Annotated in this window: 13 protein-coding genes; 5 read left to right on the top strand and 8 right to left on the bottom strand. The window is 37.3% G+C overall.

What is annotated here, in order from left to right; translation table 11 throughout:
• Positions 1-45: 45 nt before the first annotated feature.
• Both IC610_RS13510 and clpB read right to left on the bottom strand, forming a co-directional pair.
• A complete protein-coding gene (locus tag IC610_RS13510; RefSeq protein ID WP_191737345.1) occupies positions 46-615 on the bottom strand; it encodes a hypothetical protein in 570 nt (189 codons plus the stop codon).
• A gap of 146 nt (positions 616-761) precedes the next feature.
• A complete protein-coding gene (gene clpB / locus IC610_RS13515; RefSeq protein WP_191737346.1) occupies positions 762-3,353 on the bottom strand; it encodes an ATP-dependent chaperone ClpB in 2,592 nt (863 codons plus the stop codon).
• A 409-nt stretch (positions 3,354-3,762) separates the two neighbouring features.
• On the opposite strand from clpB, the gene IC610_RS13520 reads away from it, so the two are divergent.
• On the top strand, positions 3,763-4,338 hold the full coding sequence (locus tag IC610_RS13520) for a TetR/AcrR family transcriptional regulator (RefSeq protein ID WP_191737347.1): 576 nt from the start codon (positions 3,763-3,765) through the stop codon (positions 4,336-4,338).
• Between the two features lies 1 nt (position 4,339).
• Here IC610_RS13520 and IC610_RS13525 read toward each other — a convergent pair whose 3' ends face one another.
• The 3 genes from IC610_RS13525 to IC610_RS13535 all read right to left on the bottom strand — a co-directional run bounded on the left by IC610_RS13525 (position 4,340) and on the right by IC610_RS13535 (position 8,664).
• Positions 4,340-6,637, bottom strand: a complete 2,298-nt coding sequence (locus IC610_RS13525) for a GH92 family glycosyl hydrolase (RefSeq protein WP_191737348.1) — start codon at positions 6,635-6,637, stop codon at positions 4,340-4,342.
• An 87-nt stretch (positions 6,638-6,724) separates the two neighbouring features.
• Positions 6,725-7,405 carry a response regulator transcription factor gene (locus IC610_RS13530; protein ID WP_191737349.1) on the bottom strand — a complete coding sequence of 227 codons (681 nt, stop codon included), beginning with the start codon at positions 7,403-7,405 and terminating at the stop codon, positions 6,725-6,727.
• A gap of 8 nt (positions 7,406-7,413) precedes the next feature.
• Entirely contained in the window at positions 7,414-8,664 is a 1,251-nt protein-coding gene (locus IC610_RS13535; protein WP_191737350.1) for a sensor histidine kinase, read from the bottom strand.
• A gap of 170 nt (positions 8,665-8,834) precedes the next feature.
• On the opposite strand from IC610_RS13535, the gene IC610_RS13540 reads away from it, so the two are divergent.
• From IC610_RS13540 to IC610_RS13555, 4 genes are all read left to right on the top strand, one after another.
• Positions 8,835-9,248: a DUF1573 domain-containing protein gene (locus IC610_RS13540; protein WP_191737351.1), complete on the top strand. Its 414-nt coding sequence runs from the start codon at positions 8,835-8,837 to the stop codon at positions 9,246-9,248.
• 161 nt (positions 9,249-9,409) lie between these two features.
• Positions 9,410-10,291 carry an SDR family oxidoreductase gene (locus IC610_RS13545; RefSeq protein WP_191737352.1) on the top strand — a complete coding sequence of 294 codons (882 nt, stop codon included), beginning with the start codon at positions 9,410-9,412 and terminating at the stop codon, positions 10,289-10,291.
• Between the two features lie 82 nt (positions 10,292-10,373).
• On the top strand, positions 10,374-12,584 hold the full coding sequence (locus IC610_RS13550) for a M1 family metallopeptidase (protein ID WP_191737353.1): 2,211 nt from the start codon (positions 10,374-10,376) through the stop codon (positions 12,582-12,584).
• A gap of 324 nt (positions 12,585-12,908) precedes the next feature.
• Positions 12,909-13,736, top strand: coding sequence for an endonuclease/exonuclease/phosphatase family protein (locus tag IC610_RS13555; protein WP_228462928.1), 828 nt, complete (start codon positions 12,909-12,911; stop codon positions 13,734-13,736).
• A 35-nt stretch (positions 13,737-13,771) separates the two neighbouring features.
• Here the strand turns inward: IC610_RS13555 and IC610_RS13560 are convergent, their stop codons facing one another.
• From IC610_RS13560 to IC610_RS13570, 3 genes are read right to left on the bottom strand one after another with little or no spacing between them, the layout of a single operon-like run.
• Entirely contained in the window at positions 13,772-14,416 is a 645-nt protein-coding gene (locus IC610_RS13560; protein ID WP_191737354.1) for a response regulator transcription factor, read from the bottom strand.
• Positions 14,417-14,418: 2 nt separating this feature from the next.
• Positions 14,419-15,198: a sensor histidine kinase gene (locus IC610_RS13565; RefSeq protein WP_191737355.1), complete on the bottom strand. Its 780-nt coding sequence runs from the start codon at positions 15,196-15,198 to the stop codon at positions 14,419-14,421.
• Entirely contained in the window at positions 15,177-15,845 is a 669-nt protein-coding gene (locus tag IC610_RS13570) for a hypothetical protein (protein ID WP_191737356.1), read from the bottom strand. Before IC610_RS13570 ends, IC610_RS13565 begins: the two co-directional genes overlap by 22 nt.
• Between the last annotated feature and the right edge of the window lies 1 nt (position 15,846).

The raw sequence follows: 15,846 nt of genomic DNA on the forward strand, positions 1-15,846 counted from the left end.
ACGCCTCCCAACGGAATCTCAAAACTAAATATGAAAAAAAAACTATTATTGTAGATCATTAACATTTTTCATTAAACGCTCTAAATAAGTAAAAATGTCTTCACCTTCTTTTGCTGGTAAAGTTTCGAAAGCAAGAGCGAAGTCATCAGTGAGGCGGTTATAAATCTGAAATTGTTTTTTCATTTTTTCCTCGTCATTGGTTTCCCAATAACCGCTTTCATCACTCAATTCAAAATCATCAAAATACTTATTACTTAAATATCTGAAAAACAAAATGATAACCTGATGAGTTTGTATTCCTGCATATTGAGTTTTGACAGAATTTGAATAAATATAACTCTGCTCTTCACTGTTTTCAGAAGAAGCAAAAAAGTGAATTCTTGCGGGACAAACCATTTTACCATTAGAAAGAAATACAATTGAAATTGTTTCGCAGTTCTGAGGTGTAAAGTTTATTCCGTAAAGTTTATCATAAACCGTTTCCTTACTGAAAGTATTGTCCGGAAAAGCAGAGTTGAAGACATGGAATTTCCAATGATGCGCTTCTGCAACATCAACTATTTCTTCAGTTAAATCTGTCAATAAATCTGCTTGTTTCAGCTTTCCGCTGTTCATCTTATTCAACAAATATAATTATTTAATATTTTTTTAAAATCCTGTTTGAATGGATACAAATGCATCTGGAAATCATGCTATTGATCATGTCAAAATATTTCCATACTAAAAAACCCTCTTCAAATGGAGAGGGTTTTAAGGTGAAACTATTCTGTAGGTCTAAAAACCAAACCTGTCTCTTCAAAATAATCCAAGGTAATTCTGTCGCCGTCATTTACGGTTCCTGCGAGGATTTCTTTTGATAATTTATTTAAAACTTCCTGCTGAATCACTCTTTTCAAAGGTCTTGCTCCAAAAACCGGATCGTAGCCTTTGTTGGTTAAATAATTCAAAGCGTCCTGTGTTGCAGTCATCATAATATTTCTCTTTGCAAGCATGTCATTGAAACCTCTCAACTGATACTGAACGATTTTTCCGATTTCTTTTTTTCGTAAAGGCTGGAACAACACCGTTTCATCAATCCTGTTAAGAAATTCCGGACGAAGCGTCTGTTTCAACAAATCAAAAACCTGAATTTTTGTTTTATCAACAATTTCATCCTGATTTTCCTCGGTAATATTTTCAAAATTCTCCTGAATAATATGCGAACCGAGATTCGAAGTCATAATTATAATTGCGTTCTTGAAATTCACCACACGACCTTTGTTATCGGTCAATCTTCCGTCATCCAAAACCTGCAGTAAGGTGTTGAAAACATCCGGATGCGCTTTCTCAATTTCATCCAAAAGCACGACTGAGTAAGGTCTTCTTCTCACTGCTTCCGTCAGTTGCCCACCTTCATCGTAACCCACATATCCCGGAGGCGCGCCAACCAGACGAGAAACCGAATGTCTTTCCTGATATTCACCCATATCAATTCTCGTCATATTGTTTTCATCATCGAATAAAAACTCAGCTAAAGCCTTTGCCAGCTCAGTTTTACCAACTCCGGTTGTTCCCAAAAATAAGAAACTCCCAATCGGTTTTTTCTCGTCGCTCAATCCTGCTCTGTTTCTTCTGATGGCGTCTGCAACCGCTTCGATGGCTTCTTCCTGACCTACAACTCTGTGATGAAGTTCAGTTTCAAGATGCAGTAATTTTTCTCTCTCAGACTGAAGAAGTTTGGTCACAGGAATTCCTGTCCATTTTCCAATCACCTCTGAGATATTATCAGCTGTAACTTCTTCCTTAATCAATTCATTCTGATGATTTTGCATCTCCAGTTCGAGTTTCTGCAAAGCATCTTCTTTTTCTTTTATTTTCCCGTACTGAATTTCGGCAACTTTGGCGTAATCTCCTGCTCTGGAAGCTCTTTCTGCTTCGAGTTTCAGGGACTCAATATCTTTTTTAATGGAGGTTAAATCCTCAGACTTTTGTTTCTCTTTAAGCCATTTGGCGTTGATTTCGTTTCTTTCTTCTGAAATTTTCGAAATATCTTCTTTTAAATGGTCGATTTTCGTCTGATTGCCTTCTCTCGAAATAGCCGCCAATTCGATTTCCATCTGCATCAGTTTTCTGTCGAGAACGTCCAGCTCTTCAGGCTTCGAATTGATTTCCATTCTCAATTTCGCAGAAGCTTCATCAATCAAATCAATCGCCTTGTCCGGTAAAAACCGGTCTGAAATATATCGCTGAGACATTTCTACCGCCGCAATAATCGCTTCATCTTTTATTCTTACTTTGTGGTGTGCTTCGTATTTATCTTTAATTCCTCGAAGAATTGAAATCGCCGATTCGGTATCCGGCTCTTCCACCATCACTTTCTGGAAACGTCTTTCTAAGGCTTTATCTTTTTCAAAATATTTTTGATATTCATTCAAAGTGGTGGCACCGATGGCTCTCAGCTCTCCTCTTGCCAAAGCGGGTTTCAGGATATTTGCTGCATCCATTGCGCCTTCACCACCGCCGGCTCCCACCAAAGTGTGGATTTCATCGATGAAAAGAATGATTTGTCCGTCTGATTTGATGACTTCATTCACAACAGATTTCAATCTTTCCTCAAACTCACCTTTGTATTTGGCTCCGGCAATCAAAGCACCCATATCCAAAGAGTACAAAGTTTTATCCTGCAAATTTTCAGGAATGTCTCCGCTGATAATTCTGTGTGCAATTCCTTCAGCAATCGCCGTTTTACCTACGCCTGGCTCACCAATCAGAATTGGATTGTTTTTTGTTCTTCTCGAAAGAATCTGCAAAACTCTTCTGATTTCTTCATCACGGCCAATGACCGGATCCAATTTTCCTTCTGCAGCGAGTTCGTTGAAGTTTTTAGCATATTTGTTTAAGGATTGATACGTCTCTTCTGAACTTGCAGAAGTCGCTTTCGAGCCTTTTCTTAATTCTTTTATTCCACCTTCCAAAAGACTTTTGGTTACGCCCATATCTTTCAGCGTTTTCGAAACTTCAGAACTGGTTTCCAAAAGTGACAACCAAAGATGTTCGATGGTCACGAATTCATCGGCCATTTTTTTGGCAATATTCGGTGCATCCAACAAAACTTTGTTTGCTGAATTTGAAAGATAAATATTCCCTCCCTGTACTTTCGGAAGTCTTTCTAAATTTTCTCTGTTTCGCTCTCTTACCAAAGTGGCATCTGCTTCAGATTTCTTCAGTAAAAAAGGCGATATGTTTTCATCTACCTGAAAGATTCCTTCCAATAAATGTTGCGGTTCGATCTGCTGATTGCCGAATTCCATTGCCACTTGCTGAGCGGCCTGGATGGCTTCCTGTGATTTTACGGTATATTGATTTAGATTCATACTATTTATAATTGATGGTTAATAATTGATTTTAAAATTGTATCAAATTTTGTTCAACTTTAAAACTGAATTAAATGAATTTGTCTTTAAAAAACATTAAGAAGTTAAATTTTTAAGGTTTAAATTCTTAATGTTCGGTCAATCATTTAATTCTACAAACCATTATCGCAAAAAGTATTCAATTGTTGATTTTATAAAAAATATGGTCAAAATTTCCGAATTTAACATTTTTATCAATTTTAGAGAAGACAATATTTCCGTTTTTGATTAAATTTGATAGATTTAATTATGAAAATTAGTCAGTCAACGGTTTTTAAATTTTATTTGAAAACGTAAAAGTTCACCGTTTGAAAATCATTCATCAAAAAGAATAGATTTAAATTCAGAATATTTACTTTTGTAACCAATCATGGAATTGAGAGAAAAACAACAGAAAATACTGGAAGTAGCCATTGAACTTTTCAAGGAAAAAGGGTATCCGGCGAGCTCTGTACGGGATTTAGCAACAAAACTGAACATCAAGGCGGCGTCTCTGTACGCCCACATCCGTTCGAAAGAAGAAATTCTGGAGTGGATCTGTTTCGGGGTGGCTCAGGAATTCTTTGATGAACTGCAAGTTATAAAAACCACCGATCTTCCACCAAAAGAAAAACTCAATCTGTTTATAGACAAACATCTTTCAATTGTCCTCAAAAACCGCGACGTAACGCACATTTACTCCAATGAATGGAAGCATCTGGAAGAACGGTTAAGCGAATTTGTCGCTCTCAGAAAAAATTATCAGCAGGAAGTTGAACAGTTGATTTCTGAAATCTACACCGCCGAAAACTGGGAACTGAAGTCTCCGACTTTCACCACGAGATTTATTCTGCACACTTTGAACAATTCTTATTTCTGGTTTAAAAGAAATATAGAATCCACCGATGAAATCAACGCAGAAATTAAGGAAAAACTGCTGTACGGCTTGCTTGGCAGAAACAGATAAGTTATTTTTTCGCCTTTCCACTCATATAAAATGTCAGTTTCCCACCATTCATAATATCTGAATGTTTTAAAGTAAAGTTTTTAATTTCCTTTCCGTTAAGAAGAATTTTCTGCACAAAAACATTTTTCGGACTTTGATTGATGGCTTCTATTTCAAAAGTTTTCCCGTTTTCTAAATTTAGAATTGCATTTTCGACAGCCGGACTTCCAATTGCATAATCTTCAGAGCCCGGAGCGACGGCATAAAAACCCAGCGAACTTAAAATATACCATGCACTCATCTGCCCCGCATCATCATTTCCGCCCAATCCATCGGGAGTTGCCTTGTACTGCATTTCCAGAATCTTTCTGATCTGTGCCTGAGTTTTCCAAGGCTGACCAGCCCAATTGTATAGATAGGCAACATGATGCGCCGGCTCGTTGCCGTGAACATAGCCACCGATAATTCCTTCTCTCGTAATATCTTCGGTATCGGCGAAAAACTCGTCCGGCAAATGCATAGTGAACAGCTGATCCAATTTTGAAGCGAATTTTTGCTTTCCACCCATCACATTGATCAATTCATCCGGATTTTGAGGAACGAAAAAACTGTAATTCCATGAGTTTCCTTCGATGAAGCCTTGCCCGTGCGTACTCAGTTCATTAAAATCTTTTTTGAAACTTCCATCTGCCAGTCGGGGACGCATAAATCCTATAGTTTTGTCGTAATTATTTTTCCAGTTTTCTGAACGTTTGATAAACCGGTTATAAATTTCCGTTTCGCCCAAATGCTTTGCCAACTGCGCAATTGCCCAGTCGTCATAGGCATACTCCAAAGTGTTTGATATTGAAGTTCCGCTTTTTTCTGCAGGAATGTAACCTTTGTCGATATAAAAACCAATTCCTTCGTAATCCCGCTTATTGGCAGTTTCCACGCAGGCCATCAACGCGGCTTTTGCATCGCCATCATAATTCCCTTTGATAACCGCATCTGCAACCACGCTTACACTGTGATAACCACTCATGCACCAGTTGTCGTTGGCATAATGCGACCAGATCGGCAACATCTTCATTGAAAACTGATTATAATGTGCCATCATCGATTTCACCATATCATTATTCCGTTTGGGTTGAATGATGTTGAAAAACGGATGCAGCGCACGGTAAGTATCCCAAATTGAGAACGTTGTGTAATTGATAAAACCTTCTGCCTTGTGAATATTTTGGTCTAAACCTCTGTACTCTCCATTGAAATCGGTATACGTCGTCGGGCTGATGAAGGTGTGATACATTGCTGTATAAAAGTTTGTTTTATCGGTTTCAGAAGCTTCAACGATTATTTTATTTAATTCTTCATTCCAGATTTCCTGAGTTTGTGTTTTGATTTGATCGAAAGATAAATTTCCGGTTTCTTTTTCTAAATTTTCTAAGGCATTGCTCTGACTTACGGGAGAAATTGCGAGTTTTAATTCGATCGCTTCATTTTCAGCGGTGTCAAAATCGAAATACATTTTCAGATTTTTTCCAGCGATTTCGGGGAAGTTTTTTGTCTGGTCAAATTTTCTCCAAAAACCATTGTAAACCTGCTTGCCATCGTAATTTTTCTGACCGTAAGATTTAAAAGACTTCGAAAATTTCATTGCAAAATATACTGTCCGCGTTCTTGCCCAACCGTTGGTCTGGCGGTAGCCTGTGATTGTATTGCCATTTTCAACACGCACATAAGTCCAGACATTTTTTCCGTCGTAATTGTAAATTCCGGCCATTAAATCTAAAATAATATGCGACTGATCAGACTTAGGAAAAGTGTACCGGTGAACGCCGACTCTTGTGGTAGCCGTCAGTTCAGCTAAAATATTGTGATCATCGAGTTTTACTTTGTAATATCCAGCCTCAGCCTTTTCATTTTTATGTGAAAATCTGCTTCTGTAGCCATTTTCAGGTTCAGCAGCAGTTCCGGGATTGAGCTGTAATTTTCCAACCGTAGGCATTACCAGAAAGTCTCCAAGATCAGAATGTCCTGTTCCGCTGAAATGGGTCGAACTGAATCCCACAATTGTTTTGTCTTCATATCTGTAGCCAGCGCAGTATTTGTAGACTTCTCCGTTATATTTTCCATTTAAAGCATAAGAAATCGTATCGGTTTCCGGACTCAGCTGTACCGCTCCAAAAGGTGCGGTTGCTCCGGGATAGGTATGGCCCATTTTCTCAGTTCCGATGAGCGGATTCACGTACTGAATTAACTTTTCAGTTTTTTGAGCATTCAGATTTAAACTAAAAATTAAAACGAAGATCAAAAAAGAAATTTCCGGCTTTTTCATGAAGTTTTATTAGGATCGTAAATTTAAATAAAAATCAGCCGTAAAATATTATGGATTAAATTTAAGTAAAATCAAATTTCAATTAAATTACTTTTCAGAAAAACGAAATCCGATTCCATGAATATTTTCAATTGTAAGATGCTCTTCATCAGCCAAAACCTTTCGCAGTCTTGAGATAAAAACATCCAGACTTCTTCCCATAAAATAATCATCATCGCCCCAGATTGCTTTCAGAATATCCTGTCTTTTGAGCACAGTATTTTTGTTTCGGATGAAGAAAAAAAGAAGTTCAGATTCACGCTGGGTAAGTGTAACAATATTTGAACCGTCATTTAATGTATAATTTTTAGGATCAAAACTGTATTTTCCGACCGTGAAATTCTGTGGAAGAGTTTCTGTTTTTTTGGAACGTTTCAGGAAAACTTCAATTTTCAGAATCAATTCTTCAATACTGAAGGGCTTTACCAGATAATCATCGGCACCGATCTTTAAACCTTTGATGCGGTCTTCCTTTAAAGCTTTCGCTGATGTAAAAATGATAGGAACCTCGGAATTTTTTTCACGGATCTTTTCGGCAAGGTCAAAACCATTCATCTCAGGCATCATGATATCCAGCAGACAAATATCAAACTGCTCATTATGAAAGGCATCAAGAGCGGTTTTCCCGTTTGAAAAACGTTTTATTTCATAAAAATTTTCAAGGCTGTCCTGAATGAGAAAAGCAATAGTCTCATCATCTTCAGCGTATAAAATTTTAGATTTCTCCATTGCTCAAATTAATTAAAAGGGATGAATATTGTAGTTGTGATTCCGCTGTCGTGATTATTTTCAACTGAAATCTTCCAGTGATGCTGCTGCACTACTTTTTTCACATAAAACAATCCCAAACCAAAACCATTGACCTCATCACTCTTTTTGGAATTTACCCTGTAAAATTTATCAAAAATGTGAGGCATATTTTTCTGTGGAATTCCCATCCCGTTATCCTGAAACTTTAAATATAAGCCTTTTGAATCTTTTACGGAAAAAATTCTGATCTCCGGAATTCCATCGCAGTATTTCAGAGAGTTGTCCAGAAGATTGTACACCACATTACTGAAGTGAAATTCATCGGCTTCAACAGTCAGATCATGATCAATTTTCAGCTCAGTTTTTATATTCTCATTCTTCTGTTTTATAACCATAAGAATATCTTCAATAAAACTGTAAAGATTTATTTTCGAAAGCTTTAAGTCAAATCCTGATGCATCGTGTTTGGCAATATTGAGAATTTTTTCAACGTGACTGTTCAGTTTTAATCCCTGACTGGTAATAATCGAAGTATAGGTCTGAAGTTTCGGATTTTCTGCTACAGACTGCTGCTTATTTAATGCTTCTGTTGCCAAAAGTATTGAAGACAGAGGCGTTTTGAACTCATGCGTCATATTGTTGATGAAATCCCGCTGCAGTTCTGAGAATTTTTTCTGCTGAATAATCGTGTAAATCGAATAAACGTAGACCAACAGTATAATGATCAGGGCAAAAGTCAGTAAATACCAAAACCTCAGCGAGCTGATGAGATAGGTTGTTTTATCCGGAAAACGGATCGAAAAATAATAGGTAAGATTGTCATGTTTTGGAAAACTGATTTTCTTATGTTCCGAAGATTTCGTTTCAGGGCTGATGTATTTTCCGTACAACATTTTGTCGCTGTGACAATTGTAGACAGCATAAACATAATTAGTATTAATTTGAAGGCGTGTAAACTCTGTTTTCAGATAATATTCCAGAACATCCGGATGAAATTCGTTGTTGATGTTTACCACGTAGTAATCATTGGCAATATTCTGGATTGGGCTTTTGGTAAAAGACGCTTCAGCTCCTGAAAGCTTTTCTACAACTTCCAGAAGAGCAATATTTACGGTTTGATTAAACTTTTTATTCTCAAGATTGTACGCCTGCCTGGTCCATAAAAGTTGGGCAATCAGAATACCTACAATGGCAACCAGACCAAGGCTGATGATGATATTTAGTTTCTTTATTTCCATTTACAGAAGCAATATTATCCAAAAATATCTATTTAATATTTATCATTAACAACTCATTAACAAAACTTTGAAAGTGATTAACAATAATTACCAAAATGTGTAGTAAATTTGTTACATCAAAAGTTTGAATCACATTCTTTAAATTTAATATTAACAATAAATATAATTTTATGAAAAAATTGAAAATCTCCGCTTTATTGGCAGTTTTAGCATTCTCAACTTTCTATGCTGAAGTTCTGCCTGTTGCAAACAATGCAATAGTGAACGTAATCGCTGACGCTGTAAAATGGAAAGCAGAAACGATTGACGTAGGAAATATTCCTCAGGGAACTCCAAAATTGATCAAATTTGAATTTACAAATACTTCAAAAGCACCGATCATCATTGAGAATGTTGCACCATCTTGCGGATGTACTACTGCCGATTACACTAAAACTCCAATTGCACCAGGCAAAAAAGGATTTGTAGCAGCAAATTACAATGCAGCCAGCCCCGGAGCTTTTATTAAAACGGTAACCGTTACAACCAGCGACAGCAAAACTCCTAAAACTCTTTCTTTCAAAGGAACTGTTGTAGCAAAATAAAAAATGTTCTATATATAAAAGTGTTGACAGCTCTGTAATCTTTACAGGGCTGTCTTTGCATCTGCCGGTGAAATCCGGCAACAGCTATTCACCACATTATTTATCTGAAATTTTTAAACTTCATCCGCTCAATATTTATTATTTTTAAGAAAAATAAATTTATGAATCAATATACACAGCCGATGCTGCGCGAAGGTGCCCTGAAAGATAAAGTCGCCATCGTTACCGGCGGAGGCAGCGGTCTTGGCAAAGCAATGACCAAATATTTCCTTGAATTGGGAGCCAAAGTAGTGATTACCTCAAGAAATCTGGAAAAACTGCAGGTGACAGCAAAAGAATTGGAAGAGCAAACTGGCGGAAAGGTTCTCTGTGTTGCCTGCGACGTTAGAAACTGGGATGAAGTGGAAGCGATGAAAGATGCGGCATTAAAAGAATTTGGTAAAATTGATATTCTTCTAAACAACGCAGCCGGAAACTTTATTTCGCCCACCGAAAGACTCACTCATTCCGCATTTGATTCTATTTTGGATATTGTTTTAAAAGGAACAAAAAACTGTACGCTGTCAGTCGGAAAACACTGGATTGATTCCAAAACTTCCGGAACAGTTTTAAATATTGTAACCACTTATGCCTGGACAGGTTCTGCCTACGTAGTACCGTCTGCCTGTGCCAAAGCAGGCGTTCTCGCAATGACCAGAAGTTTAGCCGTTGAATGGGCTAAATATGGAATCCGGTTTAATGCTATTGCTCCGGGACCTTTCCCTACCAAAGGCGCTTGGGACAGGTTGCTGCCTGGTGATTTACAGGAAAAATTTGATATGAGAAAAAAAGTTCCGTTGAGAAGAGTTGGTGAGCATCAGGAACTCGCGAATCTTGCGGCTTATCTGGTTTCGGATTATTCGGCTTACATGAATGGTGAAGTGGTAACCATTGACGGCGGAGAATGGCTTCAGGGCGCAGGGGAATTCAATATGCTGGAAGATATTCCTCAGGAAATGTGGGATGCATTGGAAGCCATGATTAAATCTAAAAAATCAAACTAAAACTATTTGCAGCTATTTGTTCCGGGATCTGTAACGATTCCGGGATTTTTTTTACTTATCATTTTAAATTAAACCTTTCCAGATGAATTTTAAATTCCCTACAAAAATTTTTGTTGCTGCTGTTTTTGCAGTTTCAGCTCAGTTTTCGGCTCAGGAAACACCAAAAGAATCTCCAAAATATGATTTCGTTGAAGCTTTTAAACCATTTTTCTATCCGCAAACCGGAACAGAAACGAGGTCAGCGAGCGGCCAGCCTGGTCATGCCTACTGGCAAAACTCTGCGGACTACAAACTTGACATCAGCCTTGATGAAAAGAAAAATGAACTTACCGGAAGTGCAGAAATCACTTATACCAATAACAGTCCGGATCAGTTAAGTTTTCTTTGGCTTCAGCTTGATCAGAATTTATTCGCTAAAGATTCGAGAGGAAATTCTGTTGTGCCTTTATCGGGAAGCAGAAACGGTGCTAAAGGAGAAGTTTTTGAGGGTGGATATAAAATCAAATCTGTCACTTACGATGGCAAACCTGTAAAATATACAGTTACTGATACAAGAATGCAGATTGATCTTGCGCAACACCTTGCAGCTAAAGGAGGAAAAGCAAAAATTAAAGTTGAATATTCTTTCGTTTCTCCAAAATACGGTTCAGACAGAATGGGAATTGAAGAAACCAAAAACGGAAACATTTATACAATCGCTCAATGGTATCCGAGAATGTGCGTTTATGATGACGTGATGGGCTGGAACACACTTCCTTACCTCGGAGCTTCAGAATTTTATCTTGAATATGGTGACATTACAGCCAATATTACCGTTCCTTCAAATCATTATGTTGTAGCTTCCGGAGAGCTTTTAAATTCGAAAGATGTTTATTCTAAAGAAGAAAATGACCGTTGGGACAAGGCAAGAAACTCTGATAAAACAGTGATGATCAGAACTGAATCTGATATCAAAAAAAATCAGGCTTCAGGAACCAAGACCTGGAAATTTAAAATCAGTCAGACGAGAGATTTCGCATGGGCATCTTCTGCAGCATTTGTTTTGGATGCGGCAAAAATCAATCTTCCAAGTGGTAAAAAATCGATAGCAATCTCTGCTTACCCTGCAGAAAGTGCCGGTGATAAAGCCTGGGGAAGATCTACAGAATACACCAAAGCTTCCATAGAACATTATTCTAAAAAATGGTATGAATACACCTATCCTGCAGCTACCAACGTTGCCGGAAATGAAGGTGGAATGGAATATCCCGGAATCGTTTTCTGCCACATGGATTCTAAAGGTGAAGATCTGTGGGGCGTTACAGACCACGAGTTTGGGCACAACTGGTTCCCGATGATTGTAGGTTCCAATGAAAGATTATTTGCATGGATGGATGAAGGTTTCAATACATTCATCAACGAACTTTCTACGGAAGCATTCAACAAAGGCGAATATTATCAAAAGAAAAATATTGCACAGATGGGCGCATTTCTGACGAGTGATAATATTGAACCGATTATGGTCGGTCCTGATAACATGAAAGAAAGAAACATCGGAACTCTGGCTTACTACAAACCGGGAATGGGGCTTGGGATTTTGCGTGAATCTGTTTTAGGCCCGGAAAAATTTGATAAGGCTTTCAGAACCTATATCGAAAGATGGGCATTCAAACACCCTACTCCATGGGATTTCTTCCATACGATGGAAAATGTATCGGGTGAGGAGCTGAACTGGTTCTGGAGAGGCTGGTTTATCAACAAATGGAAAGTTGATCAGGCAATTAAAACTGTTAAATATGTAAACGGAGACTTTAAAAACGGTGCACAGGTTACCGTTGAAAACTTAGGACAATTACCGATGCCTACAACAGTTCAGCTTAAATTTAAAGATGGCACAACCGATATGGTAAAACTTCCGGTTGAAGTTTGGAAGAGAAATAACGAATGGACTTTCAAAGTGAATTCCACAAAGGAAATCAGCGAGGTGAAACTTGATCCTAATGGTGAAATTCCTGACGTCAACTCAAAAAACAATACGTGGAGCTCCGCTCAGGCAGCACCGGTAGAGAAAATCAATCCTAAAGATTTTGTCGGTACTTTCAGCAATAAACAGGTTCCGGTTAAAATAGTTCTAACCGAAAAAGACGGACAGCTTTTTGCTCAGGCAACAGGTCAACAGGCTTTTCCATTGGAATATTTGGGCGACAACAAGTTTTCTTTTGAGATGGCTCAGATCGAAATTGTTTTCAGCAAAGACAAAAAATCTTTCAACATTGCACAAGGCGGTACAGATGTGAAATTTACAAAAGAGTAACAGCACATTCGTATGATCATATATAACTCCGGAAATTTCCGGAGTTTTTATTTTTACAACTTTTAATCTTTCTAAATATTAGTTGTAAGTATGTTTTGATTAGAACAACCGAATTTCTTTTTCTAAACGTCAGTATCTTTCTGTCAAAACGTCCGTATCTTTTCACTAAAACATCCGTATCTTTCTAACAAAACGCACGGACGTTTTTTACACATTGTAAAAGGCCTTTAATCCAAAAGGATGAAGGATGATTTAATTATTTAATAATATATTTTAAAAGTCGGATTTCGATGCTAAGTTTTATTTTTGTTTTAAATTTAAAATATGAAGAAATTAATAATGCTGTTCTCCGTTCTGAGTTTTTCAATGGCATTTTGTCAGGATTTAAAAGTAATGTCATTTAATATCAGACTGAATGTTGAATCTGATCAGGACAATGCGTGGCCGAAAAGAAAAGAGGAAGCGCTGGCACTTCTAGAATATTATCACCCAGATGTTCTGGGCGTTCAGGAAGCCTTACCTGAACAGATGAAAGATATGAAAACAGGTTTAAAAAACTATGATTTTGTAGGAGTCGGTCGCGATGACGGTAAGGAAAAAGGAGAATTTTCAGCAATATTTTTTGATACGCAAAAACTTCAGATTGTAAAATCAGGAACTTTCTGGCTTTCTGAAACTCCGGAGAAACCGTCAAAAGGCTGGGACGCTGCACTCAACAGAATCTGTACTTACGCCATCTTTAAAGATTTAAAATCTAAAAAAGAATTTCTGGCGATGAACATTCATTTTGATCATGTAGGAAATTTGGCAAGAGTAAAATCTTCAGAATTGATCTTGAAAAAGGCTGAAGAATTGAATCCCGAAAACCTTCCTTTGGTTCTGACTGGAGATTTCAATTTAACCGAAGATACTGAGCCTGTAAAAATATTATCTCAAAATCTGAAAGACACTTTTTACCATTCAGAAAAGAAACATTACGGTCCGAAGGGTACGTTTACCGGTTTTAATGTCAGTGAAGTTCCGAAAGACAGAATTGACTATATTTTTGTGAAAGGATTTAAAATTAAATCTCACCGTCACATCAATGACAGACGTGAAAATCTGCTGTATCCGTCAGATCACTTTCCGGTTTTGTCTGAACTGAGTTTTTAAATAAAAAAAAAGTTGCTTTCTTTGAGCAACTTTTTTTATGTTTCGGCAAAACCGTTTTTTATCGCAAATATGGCGAGGCCAACGCGGGTTTTCAGATCAAATTTTTCACAAAGTGCATCGCGGTAACTCTCAACAGTTCTCGGACTGCAGCCCATTTCGATAGCAATTTCTTTGTAACTCAATTCTGTAGCAGCATAACTCAGAAATTCCTTTTCACGCTCTGAAATTTTTGTTCCTTTGATGCTTTTCGTTTGACCTTTAGCATTTGAAAATATAATTTTCGAAGCCCAGTCAGGATAATAAAATCCTTCTTTCACAAGCTCTGAAAGTGCATTTTCGAGATCTTTAGGATGTGAGTTTTTCAGAAGATAACCTTTGGCTCCGTTCTTAATCATTCTGATAACACTCTGGTCATCATCCTGCATACTGAGCGCCATCACCTTTATTTCAGGATGATTTTCTGTAAGCCAAAGTGCGGTTTCAAAGCCATCCATGACCGGCATACTGATGTCAAGAAGGATGATCTCGGGAATTCTCCGGTTAACAGCAAATTTATCGATGAGATCCTGCCCGTTTTCAGCACAGTAAATGACTTCAAAATCTGCGAAGTGATCGATAATTCCTTCCAGCGCTTTTGCGATCAGAGTATGATCGTCTACAAGAACAATTGTTTTTTTCATGGTTATTTGTTTAAAACAATTTTAAGCGAAGTTCCAATATTTTTTTCACTTGTCAAAGTAAAATCAGCACCAATGATTTTTGCACGGTTTTTCATATTGGTAAGTCCAATTCCATTGGATTTAATCTCGTCGGTATCGAAGCCTTTTCCGTCATCTTTTATTGAAAGTTCCCACTCTGTTTCTTCATCAGATTTTAGATTGATAAAAACATTTTTGCATTCAGAATGCTTCATACTGTTTTGGATAAACTCCTGAATAATTCTTAATACGACGCTTTTATGTTCAAAATTCAAATCTGAATCCTCAAAATTATGCTCAAATGAAACTTTGCATTTTTTCACAGCATTGGCAACGCTCACCTCATCCCGAATCAGATCAGTAATTTTGATGCGACTGATTTTATTATCGGTAAGTGATTTGGAAAGACTCCTGAGCTCATCAATCGACTGGTTCACAATCTCTGAAACCTGCTCAATTCTTTCGTTCACATCAGGAACTTTATTCTCGTGCAGAAGCTGTTGGGTGTAAAGACTGACAAGGGTGAGTTTCTGCCCGATATTGTCATGCAGCTCACGCCCGATCTGACTCATGGTAGACTGCTGAATTTCAAGCTGGGTAGCCAGAAGTTCTTTCTGATGAATTTCATTTTTAATCTGAATTTCTGCGAGATACTCCTTCTTTCTCTGTTTGTATTTTCTGATGTAGACCATTATTGCTATAATAAATCCTAAAAAGAAAAAATTAAAAAGTATAACGGTGATTAAGAGCTCTGTTTTTTCCATACCTCAGCATTTTCTTTTCCTAAAATAAATGAAACCGCAAATAAAGTGTACATCACAATACCTGAAATCTGAAAGTAAATATAGTAAATACTGAATAAATCTTTAAGCTGAGCAAACACGCTCCAGAAAGAAAACAGAGGCAATGTTCCGATATAAAAAACAGTCACTCCCCAGTTGATATAAAAGAATCGGTTATCACTGAAATTCAGGATATTTGATGAATTTACCTGCCGGTAATATTCAAGAATGACGAGGTAAAGCAAAAACAGCGAGCCTAAAGTATAATTGAGGGAAAATACAATCTTCTTTGAATTGAACAGGATTTCATGTGGTATAAACGAAAGAATATATAAAACTGAAAATGTATAAAAAAGTTTCGGCCTTTTAAATAATTTTGCGGCATATAGCCAGTAGAAAAAAAGGAACTGTGCAGGAATCACAAGATAATTGTAAAACTGAACTTTACCATCTCTTGAAAATATATTTTGCTCTGCCAAGGTCTCGCTGAGGAAGATAAAGACAAGATATATGGCAAAATATTTCCAATACGTATTTTTCAACCTTGGAAGATACAGTAATGCCACCAAAGCTGCCAAGCCCTCGCTTCCGTAAAAAACATAATCTAAAATATGCCGAAAAAATTCCATG

Source organism: Chryseobacterium caseinilyticum (assembly GCF_014837145.1).
In the GTDB taxonomy this organism is placed as follows: domain Bacteria; phylum Bacteroidota; class Bacteroidia; order Flavobacteriales; family Weeksellaceae; genus Chryseobacterium; species Chryseobacterium caseinilyticum.